This window comes from Nonomuraea sp. NPDC003214 (assembly GCF_053590035.1).
Genome location: NZ_JBSFSX010000001.1, coordinates 442,288 through 466,483, shown reverse-complemented (window position 1 = coordinate 466,483; position 24,196 = coordinate 442,288). Strand labels below are relative to the sequence as shown.

The following is a 24,196-nucleotide window of genomic DNA, read 5'->3' as shown; positions in this document are numbered from 1 at the left end:
AACGCGCCACCCGCCCGCCCCGGGTCCGGGTCTGCCGTGGTCAGTCGCGCCACGGGACCTGGGGGGAGCGGTGGAAGCCGATGCCCAGGGTCTGCCATCTCGGGGCCTGGGCGGCCAGGCGCTCGCGGAAGCTCGCCCAGTCGTGCGTGGACCGGGGGGACCAGGCCAGCTCGGCCACGGCGGGCAGCCTGGGGAAGGCCATGTACTCCAGGTCCTCCTCGGTCGCGAGCGTCTCGGTCCACAGTGGCGCCTCGACGCCGAGCACCGCCGACTCGGGGACGCCCGTCAGGTGCGTCCCCGGGTCCCAGCCGTAGGCGTCACGCACCTCGATGAGAGCCGCCCAGGTCGTCCCGAGCTTGGTCGTGGCGTCGTACTTCATGTCCAGGTACGTCTTGTTCGCCGGGGACATGATGACCTTGGCGCCGTTCGCGACGGCCTGGGTGACGGTCGCGTCGTTGCTCGTCAGGCCCCAGTACTGCAGGACGCGGCCGGGGGAGTGGCGCACGTCGGGCGCGGCGATCTGGTGCCAGCCCACGACCTTCTTGCCGAGGGACACGGCCATGGGGTGTACCCGGTTGACGAAGGTGGCGAAGTCGGCGTCGGAGGTCGCGTCGGCCTCGTCGCCGCCGAGGTGCACGTACGGGCCGGGGGTCAGCTCGGCCAGCTCTCTCAGCACGTCGCGGACGAAGGTGTAGGTGATCTCCTTGGACGTGCACAGCGAGCTGAAGCCGACCTTGACGCCGGTGTAGAGCGGCGGGGCGACGCCGTCGCAGTTGAGCTCGGCGTAGGAGGCGAGGGCGGCGTTGGTGTGGCCGGGGACGTCGATCTCCGGCACGATCGTGATGTGCCGCCGGGCGGCGTGCGCGACGATCTCCCGGTAGTCGGCCTTGGTGTAGTAGCCGCCGGGGCCGCCGCCCACCTGGGTGCTTCCGCCGTGGGTGGTCAGCCGGGGCCAGGAGTCGACGGCGATGCGCCAGCCCTGGTCGTCCGACAGGTGCAGATGCAGGTGGTTGATCTTGTAGAGGGCGATCCGGTCGAGGTAGCGCTTGACCGTCTCGACCGGGTGGAAGTGGCGGGCCACGTCGAGCATCGCGCCCCGGTAGGCGAAGCGCGGGTGGTCCACGATGCGCCCGGCGGGCACCTGCCACGGCCCCGGCCGCACGCTCGGGCTCTCCACGCTCGCGGGCAGCAACTGCCGGAGCGTCTGGACGCCGTTGAACAGCCCGGCCGGCGTCCGCGCCCTGATCGTCACGCCGCGGGGCGTGACGTCGAGCTGGTAGCCCTCCGGGCCGACGGACGCGGGTGCGCCCTCCAGCCGGAGCGAGATCGCGCCCTTGGGGCGGATCGGCAGGGCGTAGCCGGTGGCCGGGCGCAGGACCCCGGCCAGGTAGGCGGCCACGCCCGCGTCGTCGGATGCGATGGCCGTGCCGGGCCGCAGCGTGAACGCGCCGCGCGCGGGCCGCACCGAGACCGGGGCCGGCACCAGGTCGTGCATCGCCGTGCGCCCGTGGGCGACGATGGCCGGTGGCGGCGCGACGACCGCGAAGGCCAGCAGCAGGGTCCCGAGAGCGAACAGCCTCACCGTGCACCGCCTTGTCAGTAGGGTTAGTCAATAGGAAGCTTTACTAACTGATTCGCTCTGTCAAGACCTGTTTCGCCTCGTGGGCCCCGTCGCCCGTCAGGCCTTCGCGCGATCGAGCGGGTGGGCGAGCTCGTCGGCGGGCATGCGGGCCAGCAGGACCGCCGCGACCGCGATCGGCAACGGCAGCAGACCGGCGATCACGAAGGTCGTCGTCAGGCCGATCGCCTCGCTGAGCGGGCCGGCCAGCGCCATCGACACCGGCATGAACACCAGCGACACGAAGAAGTCGAGGCTGGACACCCGCCCCAGCAGCTCGGGCGGGACACGGCGCTGCAACAGCGTGCCCCAGATCACCATCGGCGCGCTGAACAGCGCCCCGATCACGAACGCGCCCAGCGCGATCAGCCACACGTCACGGGCGACGCCGATCAGCACGAACGGCAGGCAGGCCAGGCCCCACATGACGTTCATCGCGGTCAGGTAGCGCCGGGGCAGCCTGCGCGAGGCCATCACCAGCGAGGCCAGCGCCCCGCTGACGCCGAAGGCCGCCATCACCAGCGCGTGATCCTCGGGGCCGCCGCCCGCGCCGTCCTTGACCGCGAACGGGATCAGCACCTCCATCGGGCCCATCACCACGAGGATCATCAGCGAGGCGAAGACCAGCGTGGCCAGCAGCCACGGAGTCCGGATCATGTACGCGAAGCCCTCGCGCAGGTCGATCAGCATCGAGCGCACAGGGTGACGCGGCTCCTCGTCGGTGCGGTCGCGGCGGATCGGGACCGGCTTCATCAGCAGCAGGAACACCGTCGCCGCCACCTGCGACGCGGCGCCCACGGCCAGCGCGGCGCCGGGGGAGTAACCGGCCACCAGGATGCCCGCGAGCGCCGGGCCGCCGGCCTGCAGCACGATCGGGCGCAGCGTGCCCTCGATGCCGTTGGCCGCCAGCAGGTGCTCGGCGGGCACGATCGAGGGCAGCATCGCCGAGTAGGCCGGATAGTAGAAGCCGCTGCACAGGCCGCGGACCAGCGCGACCACGGCGAGCTGCCAGACCTGGACGGCGCCGAGCAGCGCCAGCGCGGCGATCGCGGTGGCGGAGACGGCCAGCAGCAGCTCGGTCGTCAGCAGCACCCGGCGCTGCGGCACCCGGTCGGCGATCACGCCGCCGAGCAGGACCGTGGCGACCATGCCCAGGGCCGTGCAGGTCGAGACGAGCGACAGCGCGCCCGCGCCGCCGCCCAGCTCGATCACCTGCCACACCATGGCCATCAGCCACAGGCCCTCGCCCAGCATGGACGCCGTGAGCGAGCCGGTCAGCAGCCCGTACTGGCCGTGCTGGAAGGGGCGGAGCGGGCCACGCAGCCAGCGCGAGGCCCGCGTGCCGGTGGTGGTCGGTTCCGTCATGGGTCCGACGCTAGCGGGGGCTGCCGACATAATTCCTCGCCGCGCCGCTGCGGCCCTCAAAATAGGGATATGTCGTATCCTCCGCCGCCCCAGCCCGAAGGCGGCACCCCGCCCCACCACGCCCACGGCCCGTCCGGCCCACCCCCCGCCGCCGGCCCGGGCCAGCACGGCACCGCACCGGGGCAGGGACAGCCCGGCCCGTACGGCGGCGCCCCCCAGGGCCAGTCCCCGTACGCGCCCCCGCCCGGCCAGGCCCCCTACGGCGGCCCCCCGGGCCAGTACCCCCCGCCCCCGAACCAGGGCCAGAGCCAGGGGAACTACGGCGGGCAGCAGGGGCAGGGGCAGGGGCAGGGGCACTACGACGGGCAGCACAACCCCGGCCAGTACGGCGGCCCGCAGGGCCCGTACGGGACGCCGCCCAGCCAGCCACCGTACGGGCAGCCACCATACGGCCAGCCTCCGCACGGCCAGCCTCCGCACGGGCAGCCTCCGCACGGGCAGCCTCCGTACGGCCAGTCCCCCTATGGTCAGCCCCCGTACGGCCAGCCTCCCTATGGCGCGCCGCAGGCGCCGAAGCGCGGGAAGGGCCTGGTGATCGCGCTGGTCGCGGGCCTGGCGGTGCTGATCCTGGGCGGCGCGGCGACGGCGGTCGTCTACGTGGTGAACAACCGGCCGGACGAACGCGTCGTCGCCCAGCCGCCCGCCGCCTCCGACACCCCCACGGCCCCGGAGACCACCCCGCCCGGCACCCCGGACCCGGCCACGTCCGCTCCGGCGACTCCCGACCCCTCGGCGTCCGCGGCCGAGACCCCGGCCCCGTCCCCCAGCGACACGGCCCGCGCCGAGCCGGGCGCGAAGCTCAGCCATGACGAGTTCAAGGACTGGAACTTCAAGCTGAGCGGCGTCTCGTACCAGGCGAAGAAGGTGGGCGGCTGGAACTACTCCTCCTGCGACCCGGTCGACGGCGCCGGCGTGCTGGCCAAGACCAACTGCGACCACGCCGTGCAGGTCGCGTACACGGCGTACGGCGGCGCGCTCAAGGGGGTGCGGATCGTCATGGCGTTCCCGACCGAGGCGGACGCCGAGGAAGCCTCGACGAAGCTGGGCAAGCTGTCGTCGGACGCGGTGCTGTGGCGCAAGGACAGGACGCACGCGAGCTACGCGTACGGCAAGATCCGCATGGGCGACGCCCGGAACGTCGTGGTCGTCACGATCGTCACGGCGACCAAGGCGGCCGAATCCAAGGCGACGAAGTTTCACAACTACTTCCAGGCGGACGCCGCCGGATATTTCCTCTTCCGGGATGACGTATCGGTCGCTTGACGCCGGGGTGCGACCGGTCAGCAGCCCCCGCCGGACGTGGCGCGGGCGAACTCCCACGGGTCGTGCGCGCTGATGAGCGTCACCTGGTCGCCGTGGTGGCGCACCAGCTCGCGGAGCCGGGCCTGGGTGCCCAGCCGCAGGTCGTGGTGGACCTCCGAGCTGGTCTGGACGAGGTTCAGGACCGGGTGCGGGTGCGGGTCGGCGTCCAGCTCGCGGTGGTAGTAGTACGCGTCGCCGCAGTGCAGGAGCCAGCGGTCCCCGTCGTGCAGGGCCACGCCGGTGTGCCCCTCGGTGTGACCGCCGAGCGGGACCAGCCGGATCTCCGGGGGAAGGCCCTCGGCCTGCACGGAGGTGAAGCCGAACCAGTCGTCACCTGAGCCGTCCGGAACCGGGCCGCCGCCCGCGTACGTCACCCAGTCCGGGCCGTGCGCCCAGTGGGCCGGGCGGTAGCGGAAGCTGGGCGCCTGGCGGGTCGCCGCGTCGAGCTCGGCGGCCAGGACGTGCACCTTGGCGGCCGGGAAGTCGGGCAGCCCGCCGCAGTGGTCCACGTCGAGGTGGGTGACGATGACGTGCCGCACGTCGCGCGGGTCGTGGCCGAGCGCGGCGACCTGGCGCACGGCGGTCTCGCTCTCGTCCAGCACGGGCTCGGCCAGCTCGACCCAGTCGGCGCCGAGGCTGCTGAGGGGGTCGCGCACGTCGGCCAGGCCGAGGCCGGTCTCGACGAGGACCAGCCCGGCGGACTCGGTCTCGGCCAGCAGGCAGTGGTTGACGGCGTGCGCGCCGGGCGGGCCCTGGTAGGTGGGCTCGATGCGGCGTACGGATCCGCAGTTGAGGTGATGGATCTTCATGCCGCTAGGGTCTTACTTGAAGCGCGGTTCAAGTCAAGGAGGCGGGATGGACGGCGAACTGCTGGACATCGGCGAGGTGGCCCAGCGGACCGGGCTGGCGGCGTCGGCGCTGCGCTACTACGAGAAGCAGGGGTTCATCGCCCCGGCCGGGCGCAACGGGCTGCGCCGCAGCTACCGCCCGGACGTGCTCGACCGCCTGGCGCTGATCGTCTGCGCGCGTGACGCCGGGTTCACCATCGCCGAGATCGCGGGGTTCCTGCGGGCGGCCCCCGGTGATCCGGAGCTGCGCGCCCGGCTGGCGGACAAGGCCGTGCGGCTGGAGGACGACATCGCCCGCCTGGAGCGCATGCGCGACGCCCTGCGGCACGCCTCGGCCTGCGCGCACGAGCCCCTGGTGGAATGCCCCGACTTCAAGCGCCACTTCCGGCCGGACGGCGGTGGTCAGTCGGTCTCGGAGCGGCCCTCGCGCCAGTAGCCCATGAACGCGACCGCGCGCCGGTCCATGCCACGGTCGGCCACCAGGTGCCGTCGCAGCCCCTTGATCACCCCGGCCTCGCCGGCCAGCCAGGCGTAGAGGGGGCCGGGAGGCCGCTCGTCCTCGGGGACCTCCCACAGGTCGTCGACGTCCACGTCCTCGACGGAGTCGTTGGCGGCCAGCGGAGGCAGCAGCCGGTCGGCGGCGGCGACGACGGCCGGGTGGAGCAGGCTGCCGCGCGGGGCGCCGGACCTCGCCAGCCAGGTGATCTTGACCTGGCTGGGCGTCTCGATGTCGAGGGCGTCGGCCTCGTACGGGACCTCCATCAGCGCCTCGCCGGTGCACCCGGCGGGGAGCCGTTCGAGGGTGGCGGCGATCGCGGGGACGGCGGTCTCGTCGCCGGCGAGCAGCACCGGGCCGTTCTCGGCGTGCGGGCGGAAGGCCATGCCGGCACTGGGGCCGTCGAAGCCGGCGTTCGGGCCGAACAGGAGGGCGGGCGCGCCGGGCCGCACGGTCGCGGCCCAGCGGGCGACCGGGCCGCTGTGGCCGTCGTCGTGCAGCGCGATGTCCACGTCGACCTCGCGCAGGTGCGGCCGGGCCAGCCGTACGGTGAGCGTGCGGATGGGGTTGCGCAGCTCGCCGGGCAGCTCGCGCCAGCGCCGATACCAGTCGGGGCCCTGGGGCATGGGGGTCAGGCCGTGCCCGGCCAGCGGCAGGATGAGCTTGATCCGCTGGTCGTAGCCGATGTCGGCGAAGTGTGCCAGGTCGGCCCCGCTGAAGGTCACGCGCAGGAACGACGGGCTGAGCCGTTCGGTCCTGCTCACCTCGACCTCGAACATACCAAAAGGCTCCGTCATATTAGGTGAGCCTAACCTAAAACGCTATCCGGGCAAGCCGGTGAGCAGGGCGCTGTCGCGCCACAGGGTCGCGGCCACGTCCCGGTCGCGGGCCAGTGCGGACGGCTGCGGCCAGGTCAGCTTCCCCCGGACCAGCGACGCGTACCCCTGGCCCGACGGCGGGCGTACGGCGCCGAGCGCGAGGTCGGCGAGGGTCGCGCCGGCGGCCTGCCGGGTGTTCATGCGCGGCACCAGGCGGCCGAGCGGCGAGCCGAGCAGCGCCCAGGCCAGCCGGATCGCCGGGCTGAAGTCGCGCGACAGGCCGGTGCCCGGCGTCGGCCCGGGGTCGTAGGCGAGCACGGTCAGCCGAGCGGCCTCCGGGCGGGCGGCCAGCGCCCGCGCGGTCAGGATGCCGCAGAGCTTGGAAGCGGTGTAGGCGTGGCCGCCTGCCGCCCTCGGGCCGGCGTGCAGGCCGTCGTCGCGCTCGGGGTGGGCCAGCAGGCCGGCGTGGGCGTGCCGGGGCGGCGGCAGCGTGCCGCCGAGTTCCGGGTCGTGCGTCGAGCTGCTGGTGATGACCACGCGGGCGCCGTCCGCCAGGCGTGGCAGCAGCAGGTTGAGCAGCAGGAAGTGTGCCAGGTGGTTGACCGCGAACGTGGTCTCGAACCCGTCGGCGGTGCGCCGGTCGACGCCGTGGAAGGACACCCCGGCGTTCAGCACCAGGGCGTCGAACGGTCCCGGCCCGACGGCGGCGGCGAACGCGCGGACGGAGTCGAGGACGGCCAGGTCCAGCGGGAGCGGGCCGCCGCGTGCGCCGATGAGCAGCCGGGCGCCGGAGGAGGTCATGCGGGCGGCGGCCACCTGGCCGAGTCCGGACGTGCCGCCGGTCATCACGATGGTCGTCATGTCGTGCACCCCTGTAATGTGAGTGATCACTCGACTTGGGACAATATGAGTGATCACTCGACTTGTCAATGGAGGACCGTTGAACCAGAAGCCGCTGCGGGCCGACGCGAGCCAGAACCGGGCGCGCATCCTGCAGGCCGCCGACGCCGTCTTCGCCGCCAAGGGCCCTTCGGCGCCGACCGAGGAGATCGCCAAGCGGGCCGGCGTCGCCATCGGCACCGTCTTCCGGCACTTCCCGACGAAGGAGGCGCTGGTCGAGGCCGTGTTCGTGGACCGCCTGCGCGGCCTGGCCGCCCGCGCGGGCGAACTCGCCACGGCGGACGACCCCGGGGCCGCGTTCTTCGCCTTCTTCGCCGAATGGGCCGAGCTGTCGGCGGCCAAGCACACGTTCGCCGACGCGCTGGCCAACGACGGCGTCGACGTGGCGGCCGCGGCCCGCCAGGGCGACTACCCCCGCGTCCGCGAGGAGCTGCTCAAGGCCGTCGGGACGCTGCTCGTCCGGGCGCAGGAGGCGGGCGCGGTCCGCCGCGACATTGCCGTTCCCGAGCTCAACGCGCTGCTCATCGGCGCGGCCCGGGCCGCCGAGCACACCCGGCACGACCCCGCCGTGCACGCCCGCACGCTCGCGGTCGTGCTGGACGGCCTGCGCGCGGCATGACATCCGTCATGTCAGGTCCATGACGGAGCGGACTGGTAGCCCCGTACGCCATCCATAAGGATCAAATCAACACAAAACATCGATCTTGGAGGTGGCATGCGACGCGTGATCGTGGGAGTCGGGCTGGGCGCGCTGCTGGTCGCGGGCGCGGGGACGCCGGCGGCCGCCGAGCGAGCCGGCCTGGACCGGGACGCGCTCGACCGGACGCTGACGGCGATCGAAGCAGCCGGCATGTACGGGACCTACTCGGCGGTACAGGACGGGCGGCAGGCGTGGAAGGGCGCCGCCGGGGTGGCTGACGTCGAGACCCGCCGGCCGGTCCGCGCCGACATGCGGCACCGGGTCGGCAGCGTCACCAAGACCTTCACCGCGGTCGCCGTCATGCAGCAGGTGGCGCGCGGCACGATCGAGCTGGACGCGCCGGTGGCCCGCTACCTGCCCGGCCTCGTCACCGACGAGCGCGTCACCGTCCGGATGCTGCTCAACCACACCAGCCACATCGCCGACCACGTGCCGTACGCGTTCCCGTCGCTGTTGCAGGGCTCGACGGCCAGCCTCGACGACAACCGGTTCCGCTCGTTCACCGACGAGGAGCTGGCCCGCCTCGGCCTGGCCGCGCCGCCCACCGGGGAGCCGGGCGCGCTGCCCGGTTCGTACTCCAACACCAACTACGTGCTCGCCGGGATGGTGCTGGAGAAGGTCACCGGCCAGGACGCCGAGCGCTACATCACCCGCCACGTGATCCGCAAGGCCGGGCTGCGCCACACCTCGTTCCCGCGCTCGCCGCACATCCCCGGGCCGCACTCCAAGCTGTACGAGTCGTGGTTCGGCTTCATCGACCCGCCGCGCGACTACAGCGTCTACGACATGTCGTGGATCGGCACCGCCGGGGCCGTCGTGTCCACCATGGACGACCTCAACCAGTTCTACCGCGCCCTGCTCGGCGGCCGGCTGCTCGGGGCTGAGCAGCTCGCCGAGATGAAGCGCACGGTGCCGGTCTCGCTCGGCGCCGGGCCCTTCGCGTACGGGCTCGGCATCTACCCCGCCGACCTGCCCTGCGGCCGGTTCTGGGGGCACGACGGCGCCGTGTTCGGGTCGATCACCCAGTCGCTGACCAGCGAGGACGGCAAGCGGCAGGTGTCGATCGGGCTGAACCTGGCCAAGTACCAGCGGATCGAGAACGGCACCATTCCGATCCACCCGATCGACGTGGCCGCGGGCAATCACCTGTTCACCGCCCTGTGCGGCGGCGAGGGCGCCACGGCCCGCACCGCCCAGGCCCCGTTCGTCCCCTTCCAGGCCGACCGGACGCTGATCAAGCGCCAGTAGGTTGGGCGCATGCTCGACTATGACCGTGAAGCGGCCTCGTACGACGCGACACGCGGCGGCGAGGCCCGGGCCGGGGCCGCGGCGGAGGCGATCGAACGGCTGCTGCCGCCCGGCGCGCGGGTCGTGGTGGACGTGGCGTGCGGCACCGGGATCGTCACCACGCGGCTGCGGCGGGCCGGGCGGCTCGTCGCGGGCGTGGACCGGGCGGCCGGGATGGCGGCGGTCGCCGCCTCGCGGCTGCCCGGCGGCGTCGTGCGGGGCGACGCGGCGCGGCTGCCGTTCGCCGGCGGGTCGGCCGACGCCGTCACCATGATCTGGCTGCTGCACCTGCTCGACCGCGACACGTCGGCGGAGGTGCTGGCCGGGGCGGCGCGGGTGCTGCGGCCGGGCGGCACGCTGATCACCACCGTCGACAAGACCGACGCCGTCTACCGGGCCGGTGACGAGCGGCTCAGCCGGGCCCGTGACGCGCATGCGCCGCAGGCGAGCGACGCGCTGGATCGGGTGCTCGACGTGGGCGCCGGGTGCGGGCTGGCGATGGCGGGCCGCACCACGTTCGCAGGGGTGGGACAGGGGCGCAGCCCGCGCGCGTGGGGCGACCTCCTCGGCGGGACCGGCCTCGGCTGGACCCGGCACGCCGACCCGGCCGTCGTCGCCGGGCTGCGCGAGCACCTGGCCGGGCTTCCCGGCCAGGACGTGCCGGGACCCGACCCGGTCTACACGCTGCTCGCGCTGGTCAAGTCCTAGGAGCCGGCGGCCGGGCCGGCTTGACCTTGACGCTACGTCAACGTCTTCAATGGAGGCATGCTGATCGGCGAGCTCGCCGCGCTGGTCGGGGTGTCGACCCGGACCGTGCGCCACTACCACCACCTCGGCCTGCTGCCCGAGCCCGAACGCACCTCGGGCGGCTATCGCGCGTACCGGATGCGCGACGCCGTGCTGCTGGCGCGGGTGCGGCGGCTGGCCGAGCTCGGGCTGTCCCTGGACGAGATCCGCGACGTGCTGGCCGACGACCAGGGCAAGGAGCTGCGCGAGGTGCTGCGCGAGCTGGACGACGACCTCGCCAGGCAGCAGGAGGCGATCGGGGCGCGGCGGGCGCGGCTGGCGGCGCTGCTGGAGGAGCCCGAGCTGGGCGCCGACTCGGCCGTGTCGCCCGAGATGGGCGAGGTGCTGCGCGACCTCGCGCCCGACGGGTCGGCGTTCGCCCGGCTCGACCAGGGGATGCTCGCGCTGCTCGACACCGTGGCCGACCCGGAGGACCGGGAGTGGGCGGTGCGGGCGCTGCGGCCCTTCACCGAGCCCGGGATGGTCGAGCGGGTCCACGAGATGTACGCCAGGCTCGACGAGATCGCCGGGGCCGACCCCGGCGACTCCCGGCTGCCGGCGCTGGCCGCCGACCTGGCCGCGCACATCCCGGCCGAGCTGGCCGGGGCGATGAGCGGCAGCCAGGAGTGGATGGACCGGGTGTTCGCCGAGCTGACCCCGGCGCAGGCAGTGGTTTTCAGGCAGGTCGTGGCGTTGCTGAAGAAGGAGGGCTGATGGACCGGGTTCGCCGGATCATGGACTTCGACCGGAAGGGGATGGCCAGCCTGGTGCTGTGGGCGCGGCGGCGGCGCGACGGGGTGCCGCCCGGCGCCGTCGAGGTCTCCTACTCGCGGGAGCAGTCGACCACCATGATGGTCTTCGCGTTCGCCATGGCCGTGGAGCTGATCGCCGTCGAGGTGCTGCTCCAGGCCATGGACGTGGACCTGTGGGTGCGGCTGGTCGTGCTGGTGCTGGACGCGTACTCGCTGCTGTTCGTGCTCGCGATGATCGCCGCCTGCGTCACCCGGCCGCACGTCGTCACCGGCGGCGAGCTGCGGATCCGCTACGGCGCGTTCCTCGACGTCCGCGTCCCGCGCGAGCTCGTCGCCTCCGTCCGCCTCGTGCGCAGCTACAACGAGACGGGCCTGGTCACGGTCGCGGACGGGCGGCTCGGCGTGGCCGTGTCGTCGCAGACGAACGTGGTCGTCCAGCTCACCGAGCCGATCACCGTGACCCGGCCGCTGGGGCAGCGGGCCGAGGTCACGGTGATCCGGTTCTTCGCCGACAGTCCGGGCGACCTGGTGGCCGCGCTGAAGTCGGCCGAGCCGAGCCCCGCCTAGCGGCAGCGGCCGCCGTTCAGGTGGAAGACCTCCGGGGCCGGGTTCGGGCCCGGGGTCGCGGCGCCGACGAAGCCGAACGTCACCGAACCGCCCGGCTTGATCCGCGCGTTCCAGCCGAGGCCCTTCGCCGTCACCACCGGGCCCGCCTGCGTGACCTCGGCCGCCCAGGCGTGCTTGACCTCCTGCGCGCCCGGGAACGACCAGCGCAGCGTCCAGCCGTCGATCGCCCGGTCACCGGTGTTCTCGATGACGACCTGGCTGGTGAAGCCGCGCGGCCACGAGCCGTGCGCGGTGTAGCGGACCTCGCAGGAGGCCCGCGCCGAGCGGTCGGCCAGGAAGGACGAGATCCAGGCCAGCGGCGAGTTCCAGTTGATCGTCAGCTCGTTGGTGGCCCAGGACTCGATGTGGTCGATGTAGCAGAACTGCGGCTTGCAGCCCTGGAGCAGCCGCTGCGCCAGCGGGTCCTGGATGGCCGAGTTGGGGCCGCCCGACAGGGTGCCGCGCGGCGGGTTGGGCAGCGCGGGGTCGAGCTGGCGGGCGTACCAGCGGCTGTGCTGGTTCTTCGACGCCACCTCGCCGTAGCCGGTGACGTACGACTGGTTGAGCGCGTTGCGGCCGAGGATGTAGTCCATGCTCTCGCGGACGGCCGCGCGATACTTCTCCTGCCCGGTCAGGTCGTACGCGGTCGCCAGCACCACCATGTTGTTGAGGATCAGGTTGTTGGACCCCCAGTCGAACGACGGCGGGTCGTACGGCATGCCGTACGGGTGCTCGCGCTGGATCTCCAGATACGTGTCGGCGCCCTCGACGACCGAGGCGCGCACCCGGTCGCGGTCCGGCAGCGCGTTGGGCACGGTGGCCAGGTCGAGGCGGCCGAGCGGCGCGGTGAAGCCCCAGTCGAAGCCGCGCTCGCGCCAGATGTCGCCGGTGTGGTGCGGCGAGGCGAGCACGTACTCCTGGAACGCCTTCTCGCCCGTCGTGATGAACAGCTCGGCGGCGGCCCAGTAGAACTCGTCGCTGACGTCGCCGTCGGCGTAGGAGCCGCCGCCGACGCCGTCGTTCGGGTCGGCGTACCTGTCCGGGTTCGCCACGGCGGCGGCCCAGGCGGCACGCGCGGCCTTCAGGTTGCGGGCGGCGAAGGCGGCGTCGTACGGGGCGAACAGGCGGGCGGCCTGCGCGGCGGTGGCGGCCAGGTTCAGCGTGGCCGCGGTGGACGGCGGGTGCAGCTCGCGGGGCTGCGGGTCCAGGTGCGGCATCAGCGGCAGCCCGGTCCAGGCCCGGTCATGGATCTTGTGGTGGGCCATCCCGGCCAGCGCCTCGCCCTCGGGCACCTGCATGCTGAGCAGGAACTCCTGCTCCCAGCGGACCTCGTCGAGCACGTCGGGGACGCCGTTGCCGCTCTCGGGGAGGGCGAGCTGGCCGTCGGTGAAGGCGGCCTTGTCCCGCTCGTAGGCGGCCATCAGCTGGTAGGCGGAGATGCCGCCGTTGACCACGTACTTGCCGTGGTCGCCCGCGTCGTACCAGCCGCCCTTGACGTCGAGCGTGTAGTCGCAGACGCCGGGCTGGCAGGGGACCTTCGTGTCGCCCTGGTTGGGCTCGACGCCCGCGTGGCCGGCGGGGCGGCCGTAGCCGGGGCGCAGCTCGTCCAGGATCTCGACGCCGCTGCGCTGGGTGTAGTAGAACTTCAGCGCGTCCACCCGCATGTCGTCATACAGGCCGGGGGCCAGGTCGAACGGGCGGCTGGTCTCGCCGTCGGCCGTGAGCGTGTAGCCCTGGCCGGGTTTGGCGTAGGCGGTGAAGTCGATCGTGTGGACGTTCTGGCCGGAGCTGGCGTCCATGCCGCGCGGGGTGCTCGCGCCGGTGGCGACGGTCTCGCCGTCGGCGTCCTTGAGCTGCCAGTCCACCGCTTCGGTCTTCTCGGTGACGACGGTGGCCTTCTTGGGGCCGTCGGGCAGGTAGCCGACCATGTTGACCCGGACGCGCGGGCCGGTGTCGGGCTCGTACTCCTCCGGCTCGGCGCCGCCCTTCAGCGACACGTCGTCCATGCAGAACCTCCAGGGCTCGGCGCTGCCGCCCAGCTGGAAGACGACCTGGGCGTTCGGCAGCGAGACGGGGGCGGTGAAGGTGTAGGAGTAGTCGTTGCCCGACACGCTCAGCTCGGGGGCCGCCGACAGATACTGCGTCCACGGGTCCACGGGGAGCTGGATGAGGGCGCGGCCGACCTTGGCGGGGGTGGCGGAGGCGGTGAACGAGTAGGCGTACGTCTCGCCCTCGACGAGCGGCAGGTCGTTCTGGCCGATGATCACGTCCCACGGGTTGGCGGTGCCGCCGGGGATGTCGGCGCACAGGCGGCCGGTGTCGAGCTCGGGGGTGACGTTGGCGGTGCCCCACCAGGGGGCGGTGGAGGAGTCGAAGGTGCCGTTGACGATCTGCTCCGGGCCCTCGTCGGCGTGGGCCGGCGTGGCGGCGGCCAAGGGGAGCAGGAGGAAGAGGGCCGCTGCCGCGGCCCGGCGTAGGGTCATGGGGGGTGTCCTTCGGGAGGTTGGGAGCGCTCCCAGGATCTTGCGGCCGAGGCCGCCGCCCCGTCAACGGCCCCTTCTCACCGCCTGTGAAACTTTCCCGCCGCCTGCCTGGCCATCGCCGCGGACGAGCGTGAAACTTTCATCCGGCCATCGCTTCCAGCAGGTCGGCGGCCCGGACGGTGCCGCCCTCGGCGCGCGTCTCCTCGCGCAGCAGCGCCGAACGCCGCGCCACCGCCGGGTCCGTCGTCAGCGCGGTCAGCGCCTCGCGCAACGCCTCCGGAGTCGCCTCGGCCGTGTCGAGGCGCCGGGCCACCCCCAGCTCCACCAGCCGGTCGGCGTTCATGAACTGGTCGACCGCCTGCGGCACGGCGATCATCGGGACGCCCGTGAACAGCCCCTCGCTGCTCCCGCCCATGCCCGCGTGCGTGACGAACGCGTCGGCCTGCTCCAGGATCGCCAGCTGCGGCACCCAGGAATGCACCTCCACGTTGCCCGGGATCGGCCCCAGCTCCGCTGGATCGGTGCGCTTGCCGATCTGCAGCACGACATGCCAGCCCGGCAGGTCGCCGAAGGCGGCCAGGCAGTTGCGGTAGAACTCCGGCTGCTGCGTGTAGGCCGACCCGAGCGACACCAGCAGCACCCGCTCCGCGCCCGCCGGCTTCGTCCAGCCCTCCCGCGCCCCCAGGCACGGGCCGACGAACGTCACCACGTCCGTGTCGACCTCGTCCGCGTGCGGCTGCATGGCGCGCGGGATCGTCGCGATGCAGCGCGGCGGATGGCCGGAGAAGTCGTCCATGTCGGTCGTCGTCGCCCCGTTGCCGGCCAGCCAGCCGGTGAACTTCGCCCGGTAGGCGTCGGCGCCGGGAAGCTGCCAGATCTGCGCGGCCACGTCGTTGTCGTACTGCTTCCAGGCCACCATCGCCGGGGAGAGCTGCACGATCGGACGGCCCTGCGACTCGGCCAGCGCGCGGGCCGCGTAGGAGCCGATGTCGTACAGGTAGAGGTCGGCGGGATCGCGGTCGTAGACCTCGCGGAGCTGCGGCAGCATCTGGATGTTGTCATCCAGGAACACGCCCATCGCCTCGATCGGGTCGTCCGGCCAGTCGTAGTCGGCCACCGGCAGCGTCGACCGGTAGGCGACCAGCTCGGCGCCGGTCGCCGTGACCACCTCGCGCACCGACGGGTCGTTGGCGTAGGTCACCCGATGGCCGCGCGAGGCGAGCTCCCGGATGATCTCCAGGCTGGGCAGGATGTGGCTGATCGCGGGGATGCCGACCATCGCGATGTGCATCCGCCGATCTTATCGGCTCCCCGCCCGGCCTCCCTGCCCGCGCGGCCCGTGTCAGGCGCGCCCGTCACACGCCCGGGGCTTGCGGGGCCGCTCCGGCTTCCCCAGCGCCTTCATCAGCTCCGCCGTGAGCGGCCCCATCCCGTACGTCCTGTCCGACAGGCGCAACGGCTTGTCCCCGGGCGGCAGGACCCGGTTGCCCGAGCACAGCCCCGTGGTCAGCCCCTTCTTCCCCTTCCTGGCGAACACCAGGTAGCGGGTGCCCTTGGCGAACTGGTAGCCGCAGGCCGCGCTCTGCGCCCGGGTGCGCACCTGGGTCCGGACGCCCGGCGACCCCTTGTACACGTGGTCGACGCGGAGCGTGGCCACCACCTCACCGCCGTCCAGCATCGGCTCCACCACGCGCACGCCCGTGGCCGTGGCCGTGAACACGGCCGACGACCCGCGCACCAGCTCCTTCGGCTTCGCCACCGCGCAACTGCACGCGGCGGCCGGACCGGCGACGCCCACCAGGAAGCCCGCCACCATCACGAGCACGACGAGAACACGACTCATGCCCTCACACACGTACGCCGGCCCGCCCCGGTTCACCCCGGGACGCGCCGCGTCACAGGGGGAGGCCGCCGGTGGCCGCGTTGGTGGAGCCGGTGGAGCGGTAGGCGTCGATGGTGCGCTCGGCGATGCGCATCTGGTGGATCTCGTCGGCGCCGTCGGCGAAGCGGGCCCAGCGAGCGTGCTGGAACATGTGGGCCAGCGGCGTGTCCGTGGAGTAGCCCAGGGCGCCGTGGACCTGGATGGCCCGGTCGACGATGCGGTTGAGGCTGCCCGCGACGAAGTGCTTGGCCATGGACACCTCGGTGCGGAAGTCCTCGCCCTTGTCGATCTTGGAGGCGGCGTGCAGGACCATGAGCTTGCACTGGTAGAGCTCCATGGCGGAGTCGGCGATGAGCCACTGGACGCCCTGCTTGTCGGCCAGCAGGGAGCCGTGGCTGTAGCGGTTGAGCGCCCGGTCGACCATCATGTCGAGCGCGGTCTCCGCCTGGGAGATCCAGCGCATGCAGTGGGCGAGCCGGGCGGGGCCGAGACGATACTGGCCCAGGCGGTGGCCGTTGCCGCGTCCGCCGAGGATCTGGCCGGAGGGCACGCGCAGGTCCTTGATGACGATCTCGCTGTGGCCGGTCGAGCCGTGCATGGTCTCGATCTCGCGGACGTCGTTCCAGCCGTCCTGGGGCAGGTCGATGAGGAAGGCGGTGTTGGCGCCGCGGGCGCCCTCGGGGACGTCGAGCTCGGTCCTGGCGATGAGGATGGCGAAGCTGGCCCGCCGGGCGTTGGAGATGAACCACTTGTGCCCGTTGATGACCCATTCGTCGCCGTCCTGGACGGCGTTGGTGCGGATGAGCGTCGGGTCCGAGCCGGCGACCTCGGGCTCGGTCATGGCGAAGCACGACATCTTGACGCCGTCGAGCAGGGGCCGCAGGTACTTGTCCTTCTGCTCGTCGGTGGCCCAGTGCAGCAGGGTGTGCATGTTGCCCTCGTCGGGGGCCTGGCAGTTGAGCACCCACGGCCCGAGCCGGGTCTTGGCCGCCTCCGACTGCACCATGGCGAGCTCCACGTGGCCCAGGCCCATGCCGCCCCACTCCTTGGGCATGTGCGGCAGCCACAGCCCTTCGGCCTTGGCCTTCTCGCGCAGCTTGAAGATGCCGCGCAGGTAGGCGTCGCGGTCGCTCTCGCGCAGCTCCTCACTGGCGGGGATCACGACCTCCTGGATGAAGGCGCGCACCCGCTTGCGGATCTCCTCGTGCTCGGGGGCGAGGGTGAAGTCGATGGCCATGTCGTTCTCCTATTGGTCGGGATAGTGGCAGGCGACGAAGTGGTCGCCGCCGTTCAGCGGGCGGATCTCGGGCTCCTCCGCGGCGCACCGGGCGGCGGCGCGGGGGCAGCGGGTACGGAAGCGGCAGCCGGTGGGCGGGCTGACCGGCGACGGCGGCTCGCCGGTGATGAGCCGGTCGGCCGGGGGCAGGCCGAGGCCGCCGCCGGGGATGGAGGCGAGCAGCGCCCGTGTGTAGGGGTGGGCGGGGCGGGCGACCAGCTCCTCGCTGGGGGCGAGCTCGCACGTCTTGCCCAGGTACATCACCAGGACGCGGTCGCTGACGTTCTTGACCACGGCCAGGTCGTGGGCGATGAACACGAGCGTCAGCCCGAAACGGGCCTTGAGGTCCTCCAGCAGGCCGAGGATCTGGGCCTGCACCGACACGTCGAGCGCCGACACCGGCTCGTCGCAGATCACCACCTCGGGCTCCAGCACGAGGGCGCGGGCGATGGAGACGCGCTGGCACTGCCCGCCGGAGAACTCGTGCGGCCGCCGCTCGGCCGCCGTGGCCGGGTCGAGGCCGACGGCCTCCAGGACCTCGTCGACGGCCAGGCCGTCGTGGCCCCACACGCGCGGCCCCTCGGCGACGATGTCGCGGACGCGGCGGCGCGGGTTGAGCGACGAGATCGGGTCCTGGAAGATCATCTGAAGCCGTCGCCGGGTGCGCCGCAGCGCCTCGCCGCGCAGCGTGGTCAGCTCGACGCCGTCCAGCCGCACCGAGCCGGATCGCGGCGGCGGGAGCTGGATGAGCGCCCGCGCGGTGCTCGACTTGCCGCAGCCGGACTCGCCGACGATGCCCAGCGTCTCGCCCCTGGCCAGGTCGAAGCTCACCCCGGACACGGCTCTGACGGTACGGCCGCGCCCGGCGGGGAACTCGACCACCAGGCCGACGGCCTGGAGCAGCACCTCGTCACGCGGGCGCAGGTGCGCCGTCCCGCTACCGGCCATGGCTGTCCGCCCCTTCGCTCTCCGTCATGGTCCTGCCCACCGGGTGCCAGCAGGCATGCAGGTGGCCGCCCTCCGCCACCAGCGGGGGAGCCTGCTCGGCGCACCGGTCGCGGGCGTAGGCGCACCGGGGCCGGAACGCGCAGCCCTCCGGCACGGCGGCCAGGTCGGGCGGCCGGCCGGGGATGACGCGCAGCCGGTGGTGCGCGGGGTCGGTCAGCCGGGGCGCGGCCTGGAGCAGCGCCTCGGTGTACGGCATGCGGGTGCGCTCGAACACGTCGGCCGCGGGCCCGCGTTCGACGACCTTGCCCGCGTACATGACGATGACCTCGTCGGCCCACTGCCGCACCACGGACAGGTCGTGGCTGACGAGCACCACGGCCATGTCGCGCTCCTCGCGCAGCCGGTGGACGAGGCGCAGCACCTGGTCCTGGACGGTGACGTCGAGCGCGGTCGTGGGCTCGTCGGCGAACAGCACGTCGGGCCCGCACGACAGCGCCATGGCGATGGTGACGCGCTGCCGCATGCCGCCGGAGAGCTGGTGCGGGTAGCGGTCGAGCGTGCGGGCTGGGTCGGGGATGCCGACGGAGGCGAGCAGCCGGGCCGCCTCCTCGCGCGCCTGCCTGCGGCTCATGCCCAGGTGGACCCGGAGCGGCTCGGCGACCTGGGCGCCGATCGTGCGGACGGGGTTGAGCGCGGTCATCGGGTCCTGGAAGACGGCCCCCAGCCGGCGGCCGAGCACCTGGCGCATCCGCTCGGGGGTGAACGCGGTCAGCTCGTCGCCCTCCAGGTGGACGTGCCCGCCGCGCGCCACGCCCGCGCCGGGCAGCAGGCCGAGGACGGAGCGGATCAGCATCGACTTGCCGGAGCCGGACTCGCCGACGACGGCCAGCGTCCTGCCGCGTTCGAGCGTGAACGACACCCCGTCCACGGCCTTGACGGGGCCGCGCGGGGTGAGGAAGTGCGTGCGCAGGTCGTCCACCTGGAGCAGCGCGCCGGTGAGCGGCCGGGGCCCGGCGGACGGCAGGACCGCCGGAGCCTGCCGCGCCGGTTCCAGGCCGCTCTGCCGCACGTCGCCGGCGGCCCGCAGCCGGTCGCCGACCAGGTTGAACGACAGCACGGTCAGGAACATCACGACCGACGGGGCGAGCACGACGTGTGGCGCGGTCTCCATCAGCGCCCGCCCCTCGTTGATCAGCCCGCCCCACGTGGGCGTCGGCGCCTGCACCGACAGGCCGAGGAAGGCCAGGCTGCCCTCCGCGACGACGACCACGGCCATGCCGACGAAGGCGTACGAGGCCGCGGGGACGGCGACGTTGGGCATGATCTCCCGCCACAGGATGCGCCGGTCGCGCACGCCCAGCACCCGGGCGGCGAGCACGAACTCCCGCTCGGCGAACGACAGCGTCGCCCCGCGGATCAGCCGCGTCCACGCGGGCACCCCGAGGACGCCGAGGACGACGAGCACGTTGCGCAGGCTCGCCCCGGCGAAGGCGACCACGGCCAGCGCGAACACCAGCGCCGGGAAGGCCAGCGCCACGTCGTTGACCGCCATGATCACCGCGTCGGCGGCCCGCCTGCGGTACCCGGCCAGCACGCCGAGCGGGGCGCCGATGGCCAGGCCGAGGACGACCGCGCCGATGCCCACGCCGAGCGAGACGCGCGCCCCGTGCACGACCCTGCTGAGCATGTCGCGGCCGAGGCCGTCAGTGCCGAACGGGTGCGCGGCGCTGGGGCCGGACTGGGGCGGCCCGGCCAGCGTCTCGTCGTAGCGGGCGATGGGCAGCAGGTCGGCCAGCACGGCGGCGGCCAGCACGAGCGCGATCCACGCGACGGCGATCCAGAACCCGGCCCCGAGCCGCCTACGCACGCCGGATCCTCGGGTCCACGGCGGCGTACACGACGTCGACGGCGAAGTTGACCAGCACGTAGCCGACGGAGATCAGCACGACGCCGCCCTGAACGGTCAGGTAGTCGCGGGAGAAGATGGAGTCGACGATGAGCCGCCCGATGCCCGGCAGCCCGAACAGCGTCTCGATGATCACGGTGCCGCCGATGAGCGCGCCCATGTTGAGCCCGACGGCGGTGATCAGCGAGATCGCCGACGGGCGCAGCGCGTGCCGCCACAGGATGCGGCGCGGCGACAGCCCGCGGGCGCGGGCGAGCGTGATGTAGTCCTCCTGGAGGGTGGCGATCAGGTCGGCGCGCAGCAGCCGCGCGTACACGGCGAGCTGCCCGCAGCCGAGCGTGACGGCGGGCAGCAGCACCGAGGTGATGTTCCACCCCAGATCCACCGAGATCGGCGTCCAGCCGGTGGCGGGCACCACCTGCCAGGTGACCGCGAACAGCAGGATGAGCAGCACCCCGAGCACGAACACCGGCGTGGACAGCAGCGCGAAGCTCAGCGCGGTCAGCGCCTGGTCGAGCGCCCGCCCGGCCCGGCGCGCGGCGGCGACGCCCACCGGGACCGCCAGCCCGAGCGCCACGACCTGGGCGGCCACGAGCAGCTCCAGCGTGACCGGCAGCCGCTCGGCCAGCTCGCCCGCGACCGGCGTGCGGGTGATGGGCGAGGTGCCGAAGTCGCCGGTGAGCAGGTCGCCGAGCCAGCCCGCGTAGCGGACGAGCAGCGGCTCGTCCAGGCCCAGCTCCTGCCGGAGCCGCGCGCGGGCCTCCTCGTCCGCGCCGATGCCGAGGATCTGCGTGACCGGGTCGCCGGGCAGCAGCGCGAGCATCACGTAGGACAGGAACGTCACCACGAGCAGCACGATCACGAGCCGGGCCAGCCGGTGCAGGACGATCACCGGGTGCTGACCCAGAGCTGCGTGAACGGGTGGTACGGCACGGGCGAGCCGGTCAGCGGCAGCCCCTTCTCGCCGTCGGGCAGCGCCTGTTCGCCGATGCCGCGCACCTTGGTCCTGGCCACGACCGCGCCGGTGTCGAGGTGGTCGACGAACACGAACGGCACCAGCTCGCGCAGCCGCTCCTGGACGGTGGCGTACGCCTGCTTGCGGGCGCTCTCGTCCGGGTTCGTCCGGCCGAGGTCGAACGCCTTGCTGAGCTTGTCGTCCCGCAGCCGGGTGAAGTTCAGCGAGACCTGGCCGACGGGCTTGGAGTACGCCTGGTGCATCCAGATGTACTCGCCGTCGGGGTCGGGGGAGGAGAACTGCACCCACACGGTGGCGGCGTAGTTGCCGGTGACCGCCCGGTTGATGAGGTCGGCCTGGTCGGCCTGCTTGATCGTCACGTCCACGCCGGCCTTGCGCCACATGTCCTGGGCCAGCTCGATGCCCTGCATGGTGTTCGGGTCGGGGGTGGAGATGATCTCGAACGCGATCGGTCCCTTCTCCGCCTCGACCTCCTTGACCAGCGCGGTGGCCTTGGCCAGGTCGTAGCCGGGGTAGGCGCCGCCGCCGGCGTACCACGGGGAGTCGCGCGACCACGGCCCGTCGGCCGGCTGGGTGAGCCCGCCGCGCAGCGTCTTGATGATCGTCGCCCGGTCCAGCGCGTGCGCGAGCGCCCGGCGCACCCGCAGGTCGTCGAGCGGGGCGACGGCGGTGTTGAGCAGGAACATGTACTCCGGCACCGCCATGCCCCGGGCCCGATGGACGGTGTAGGCGTCCTTCTGGCCGCCGTACTTGGTGATGTCCTCGTCGCGGGTGGTGCCCATGGCGTCGATGCCGCCCGCTTCCAGGGTCTGCGCCCGGGTCTGGCTGTCGGGCAGGATGCGGAACTCGATCTCGTCCAGGTACGGCAGCCCGTCCCGCCAGTAGTCCGGGTTGCGGGTCACGACCATGCGGCTGTCGGGCACGTACTCCTTGAAGACGAACGCGCCGGTGCCGACGGGTTCGACGCTGGCCGTCCCGGGGTCGCGCAGCGACGCGGGCGGCACGATCATGCCGAGCTGGGCGGCCAGGTAGTAGGGGAAGGCCACCCACGGCTGGTTGAGCTTGACCGTGACCGTCATCGGGTCGGTGAGCTCGAAGGACTCGACGGGGACGAGCACCGCGTTGTTGAGCGGGGAGGCCTTCTGCGCCTCCAGGTTGGCCTTGACGACGTCGCCGGTCAGGGCCAGGCCGTCGTGGAAGGAGATGCCGGGCCGGACCTTGATCGCCCACTCGTCGTAGGTCTCGTTCGGGGTGAGCGATTCGGCGAGATAGGGCTTCCAGTCGCCGTTCGCGTCAACGGTGACGAGGGGTTCGATGACGGTGCCGACCATGCTGTAGCTCTGCGAGGCGAACTGGTCGGTGACGGGGTTGAGCCCGTTGGCGTCGGCGCTGAGCCCGTAGACCAGCCGGCCGCCTCTCTGGGGGCCTGTCGACGTCTCCGACGACGGGTTTTCCGGCACGGCGACGGGCCGTTGCCCGCTGCACGCGACGAGCAGCAGCGTCGCCAGCGACAGTGCCGCGGGCCCTCTCCAGCGTTTCATCGACGCCTCCTCCCGGTCAGCCCCCGAGAGCAATTTCACCGATAGTACTATCGGTGAAATTCGACACAAGCCCCTTGGCTAGAGTTGTCGCCGGAGGTGCCCGTGACCCACACACCGCTCACCAGGAGCGAGGCCAAGGACCTGACCAGGCGCCGGCTGATCCGGGCGGCGCTGGCGATCCTCGACAAGGAGGGCGAGGCCGGACTGACCACCCTCAAGGTCGCCAAGGCCGCGGGCATCGCCCAGTCCACCTTCTACGTCCACTTCAAGGACAAGCAGGACCTGCTGCGCTCGCTCGGCGACGAGGGCGGCGAACGGCTGCGCCGGTCCATGCGCGAGGTCCGGCGGCAGGCGCGCGAGACCCACGACGCCGAACGGCACCGCGAGGCCTTCCGCATCCCGATCGAGGCCATCTGCCGCCACCCCGAGCTGCTGCGCATCCTCCAGCGGGCCCGCCACGACCCGGCCTCGCCGCTGCGCGAGTTCGCCATCGAGACGGCGGCCGCCTACCGCGACCACCACGCCGCCGACCTGGCCGCGCTCGGCTACACCGCCGACGACGAGCGCGACCGGCGACGCCTGGAGATGATCGCCGAAGGCGTCAACGCGGCCACCAACGCGCTGGCGCTCGGCCACCTCGAAGGCCGCTACCCCGACGTCGAGGAGGTGCTCGACGTGCTCGTCGCGCTGTCCAACGGGGCGCTGCGGCTGCTCAGGTCGCGAGCCTAGGCCGCCCAGTGGGCGGCCGGGAGCAGCGCCAGCTTGTTCAGGGCGGTCGCGACCAGGTCGGCGAAGACCGAAGCGCCGTGCTCGGAGGTGTGGGTGTCGTCCTGCTTCTCCCGCGACAGGTAGAGCGACTTCGACTCCTCCGGGCCCAGCGACTCGACCAGCTCACGGCTGTCGCGGGTGAGGTCGATGAGCGCCACGCCCTGCGCCGCCGCCACCGTGCGCATCTCCGCCGGCAAATCCACGCCCAGCCCGTTGACGATCAGCCCGTCGAGGTCCAGCCGGGAGCCGGCGAAACGGCGCCGCACGACCGGCGTCACCAGCACCGGCGTCGCGCCCCTGGCCTCGATGCCGTGCACGATCCGCGTCAGGTTGGAGCGGAACTCGACGGCGCTGGTCTGCTTGTCGTTGTGGCCGAACTGCACCAGCGCCACGTCACCGGGGCAGAGCTGGTCGCGCATCTCCGCCCACATCGCCGGATTGGCCAGGAACGACGCCGAGCTCTCACCCGACCCCGAATGGTTGACGACCGACAGGCCGCGCCCGAAATGGCGAGGCAGCCGCTGACCCCACCCGGTGTAGGGGGCGGTCGCCTGGTCGGCGACCGTGGAGTCGCCTGCCAGGAACAGCGCCCGGCCGCGGGTGCGCGCCAGCTCGATCGCGCGCACCTCCGGGGCCGGGCCGGTGAACGTCAGCGTCAGCCCCGGGCAGCCGTCGCCGTCGTAGCCGTTCTGCTGGCTCTCCGGCGTGCGGACGTTGACGGTGAACGCGTGCCGGGCCGGGCCGTCGCCGGGCGAGGCGATCGCCATCAGCCGGCGGGCCTCGGCCAGCACGTGTGTGGTCGCGCCACCGATCACGACGGACACGTCATAGTGTCCCGGGTCGACGTCGAAGATGCGGATGATCGGTGTCACGGGGTC

22 protein-coding genes are annotated in these 24,196 nt (G+C 72.9%); 8 read left to right on the top strand and 14 right to left on the bottom strand.

Going from position 1 to position 24,196, the window contains the following annotated elements; genetic code table 11:
• Positions 1–40 precede the first annotated feature (40 nt).
• Both ACWDXC_RS02205 and ACWDXC_RS02200 read right to left on the bottom strand, forming a co-directional pair.
• Positions 41–1,582, bottom strand: coding sequence for a beta-N-acetylhexosaminidase (locus tag ACWDXC_RS02205; RefSeq protein ID WP_449977104.1), 1,542 nt, complete (start codon positions 1,580–1,582; stop codon positions 41–43).
• Positions 1,583–1,678: 96 nt separating this feature from the next.
• A complete protein-coding gene (locus ACWDXC_RS02200) occupies positions 1,679–2,983 on the bottom strand; it encodes an MFS transporter (protein WP_449977101.1) in 1,305 nt (434 codons plus the stop codon).
• Between the two features lie 69 nt (positions 2,984–3,052).
• Here ACWDXC_RS02200 and ACWDXC_RS02195 point away from each other — a divergent pair, with 69 nt between their 5' ends.
• A complete protein-coding gene (locus ACWDXC_RS02195) occupies positions 3,053–4,306 on the top strand; it encodes a hypothetical protein (protein ID WP_449977099.1) in 1,254 nt (417 codons plus the stop codon).
• Between the two features lie 17 nt (positions 4,307–4,323).
• Here ACWDXC_RS02195 and ACWDXC_RS02190 read toward each other — a convergent pair whose 3' ends face one another.
• Positions 4,324–5,154 carry an MBL fold metallo-hydrolase gene (locus ACWDXC_RS02190; RefSeq protein ID WP_449977096.1) on the bottom strand — a complete coding sequence of 277 codons (831 nt, stop codon included), beginning with the start codon at positions 5,152–5,154 and terminating at the stop codon, positions 4,324–4,326.
• A 46-nt stretch (positions 5,155–5,200) separates the two neighbouring features.
• Here ACWDXC_RS02190 and ACWDXC_RS02185 point away from each other — a divergent pair, with 46 nt between their 5' ends.
• Complete coding sequence (locus ACWDXC_RS02185; RefSeq protein ID WP_449977094.1) at positions 5,201–5,629, top strand: MerR family transcriptional regulator; 429 nt, start codon at positions 5,201–5,203, stop codon at positions 5,627–5,629.
• On the opposite strand, the gene ACWDXC_RS02180 is transcribed toward ACWDXC_RS02185, so the two are convergent.
• Together ACWDXC_RS02180 and ACWDXC_RS02175 are read right to left on the bottom strand one after the other, a co-directional pair.
• The gene (locus tag ACWDXC_RS02180) at positions 5,596–6,468 is read right to left on the bottom strand and encodes a siderophore-interacting protein (RefSeq protein WP_449977091.1); all 873 of its coding nucleotides are present in this window, start codon (positions 6,466–6,468) and stop codon (positions 5,596–5,598) included. The genes ACWDXC_RS02185 and ACWDXC_RS02180 overlap by 34 nt on opposite strands.
• A gap of 42 nt (positions 6,469–6,510) precedes the next feature.
• Complete coding sequence (locus ACWDXC_RS02175; RefSeq protein WP_449977089.1) at positions 6,511–7,368, bottom strand: SDR family NAD(P)-dependent oxidoreductase; 858 nt, start codon at positions 7,366–7,368, stop codon at positions 6,511–6,513.
• Positions 7,369–7,447: 79 nt separating this feature from the next.
• Between ACWDXC_RS02175 and ACWDXC_RS02170 the strand changes: the two genes are divergently transcribed.
• The 5 genes from ACWDXC_RS02170 to ACWDXC_RS02150 all read left to right on the top strand — a co-directional run bounded on the left by ACWDXC_RS02170 (position 7,448) and on the right by ACWDXC_RS02150 (position 11,499).
• Positions 7,448–8,026 (top strand): TetR/AcrR family transcriptional regulator, encoded by a 579-nt coding sequence (locus ACWDXC_RS02170; RefSeq protein ID WP_449977086.1) that lies wholly within the window; start codon positions 7,448–7,450, stop codon positions 8,024–8,026.
• A gap of 96 nt (positions 8,027–8,122) precedes the next feature.
• Positions 8,123–9,355, top strand: coding sequence for a serine hydrolase domain-containing protein (locus tag ACWDXC_RS02165; protein WP_449977084.1), 1,233 nt, complete (start codon positions 8,123–8,125; stop codon positions 9,353–9,355).
• Between the two features lie 9 nt (positions 9,356–9,364).
• Complete coding sequence (locus ACWDXC_RS02160; protein ID WP_449977081.1) at positions 9,365–10,102, top strand: class I SAM-dependent methyltransferase; 738 nt, start codon at positions 9,365–9,367, stop codon at positions 10,100–10,102.
• Positions 10,103–10,159: 57 nt separating this feature from the next.
• Positions 10,160–10,894 (top strand): MerR family transcriptional regulator, encoded by a 735-nt coding sequence (locus ACWDXC_RS02155; protein ID WP_449977078.1) that lies wholly within the window; start codon positions 10,160–10,162, stop codon positions 10,892–10,894.
• Entirely contained in the window at positions 10,894–11,499 is a 606-nt protein-coding gene (locus ACWDXC_RS02150; RefSeq protein WP_219508392.1) for a hypothetical protein, read from the top strand. The genes ACWDXC_RS02155 and ACWDXC_RS02150 overlap by 1 nt, the downstream gene beginning before the upstream one ends.
• On the opposite strand, the gene ACWDXC_RS02145 is transcribed toward ACWDXC_RS02150, so the two are convergent.
• The 8 genes from ACWDXC_RS02145 to ACWDXC_RS02110 all read right to left on the bottom strand — a co-directional run bounded on the left by ACWDXC_RS02145 (position 11,496) and on the right by ACWDXC_RS02110 (position 22,550).
• Positions 11,496–14,021, bottom strand: a complete 2,526-nt coding sequence (locus ACWDXC_RS02145; protein WP_449977076.1) for a glycoside hydrolase family 9 protein — start codon at positions 14,019–14,021, stop codon at positions 11,496–11,498. The two genes, ACWDXC_RS02150 and ACWDXC_RS02145, sit on opposite strands and share 4 nt — an antisense overlap.
• A 139-nt stretch (positions 14,022–14,160) precedes the next feature.
• On the bottom strand, positions 14,161–15,312 hold the full coding sequence (locus ACWDXC_RS02140; protein WP_449977074.1) for a macrolide family glycosyltransferase: 1,152 nt from the start codon (positions 15,310–15,312) through the stop codon (positions 14,161–14,163).
• Positions 15,313–15,363: 51 nt separating this feature from the next.
• A complete protein-coding gene (locus ACWDXC_RS02135; RefSeq protein ID WP_219508394.1) occupies positions 15,364–15,864 on the bottom strand; it encodes a hypothetical protein in 501 nt (166 codons plus the stop codon).
• A 52-nt stretch (positions 15,865–15,916) separates the two neighbouring features.
• Positions 15,917–17,140, bottom strand: a complete 1,224-nt coding sequence (locus tag ACWDXC_RS02130; RefSeq protein WP_449977072.1) for an acyl-CoA dehydrogenase family protein — start codon at positions 17,138–17,140, stop codon at positions 15,917–15,919.
• A 9-nt stretch (positions 17,141–17,149) separates the two neighbouring features.
• Positions 17,150–18,127, bottom strand: coding sequence for an ABC transporter ATP-binding protein (locus ACWDXC_RS02125; protein ID WP_449977069.1), 978 nt, complete (start codon positions 18,125–18,127; stop codon positions 17,150–17,152).
• The gene (locus ACWDXC_RS02120; RefSeq protein ID WP_449977066.1) at positions 18,117–19,994 is read right to left on the bottom strand and encodes a dipeptide/oligopeptide/nickel ABC transporter permease/ATP-binding protein; all 1,878 of its coding nucleotides are present in this window, start codon (positions 19,992–19,994) and stop codon (positions 18,117–18,119) included. Before ACWDXC_RS02120 ends, ACWDXC_RS02125 begins: the two co-directional genes overlap by 11 nt.
• Entirely contained in the window at positions 19,987–20,925 is a 939-nt protein-coding gene (locus ACWDXC_RS02115; RefSeq protein ID WP_364182396.1) for an ABC transporter permease, read from the bottom strand. The genes ACWDXC_RS02120 and ACWDXC_RS02115 overlap by 8 nt, the downstream gene beginning before the upstream one ends.
• Positions 20,922–22,550: an ABC transporter substrate-binding protein gene (locus ACWDXC_RS02110; protein ID WP_449977062.1), complete on the bottom strand. Its 1,629-nt coding sequence runs from the start codon at positions 22,548–22,550 to the stop codon at positions 20,922–20,924. Before ACWDXC_RS02110 ends, ACWDXC_RS02115 begins: the two co-directional genes overlap by 4 nt.
• 102 nt (positions 22,551–22,652) lie before the next feature.
• Here ACWDXC_RS02110 and ACWDXC_RS02105 point away from each other — a divergent pair, with 102 nt between their 5' ends.
• Positions 22,653–23,279 (top strand): TetR family transcriptional regulator, encoded by a 627-nt coding sequence (locus ACWDXC_RS02105; RefSeq protein ID WP_449977059.1) that lies wholly within the window; start codon positions 22,653–22,655, stop codon positions 23,277–23,279.
• Here the strand turns inward: ACWDXC_RS02105 and ACWDXC_RS02100 are convergent.
• Entirely contained in the window at positions 23,276–24,190 is a 915-nt protein-coding gene (locus ACWDXC_RS02100) for a rhamnogalacturonan acetylesterase (RefSeq protein ID WP_449977057.1), read from the bottom strand. The genes ACWDXC_RS02105 and ACWDXC_RS02100 overlap by 4 nt on opposite strands.
• Between the last annotated feature and the right edge of the window lie 6 nt (positions 24,191–24,196).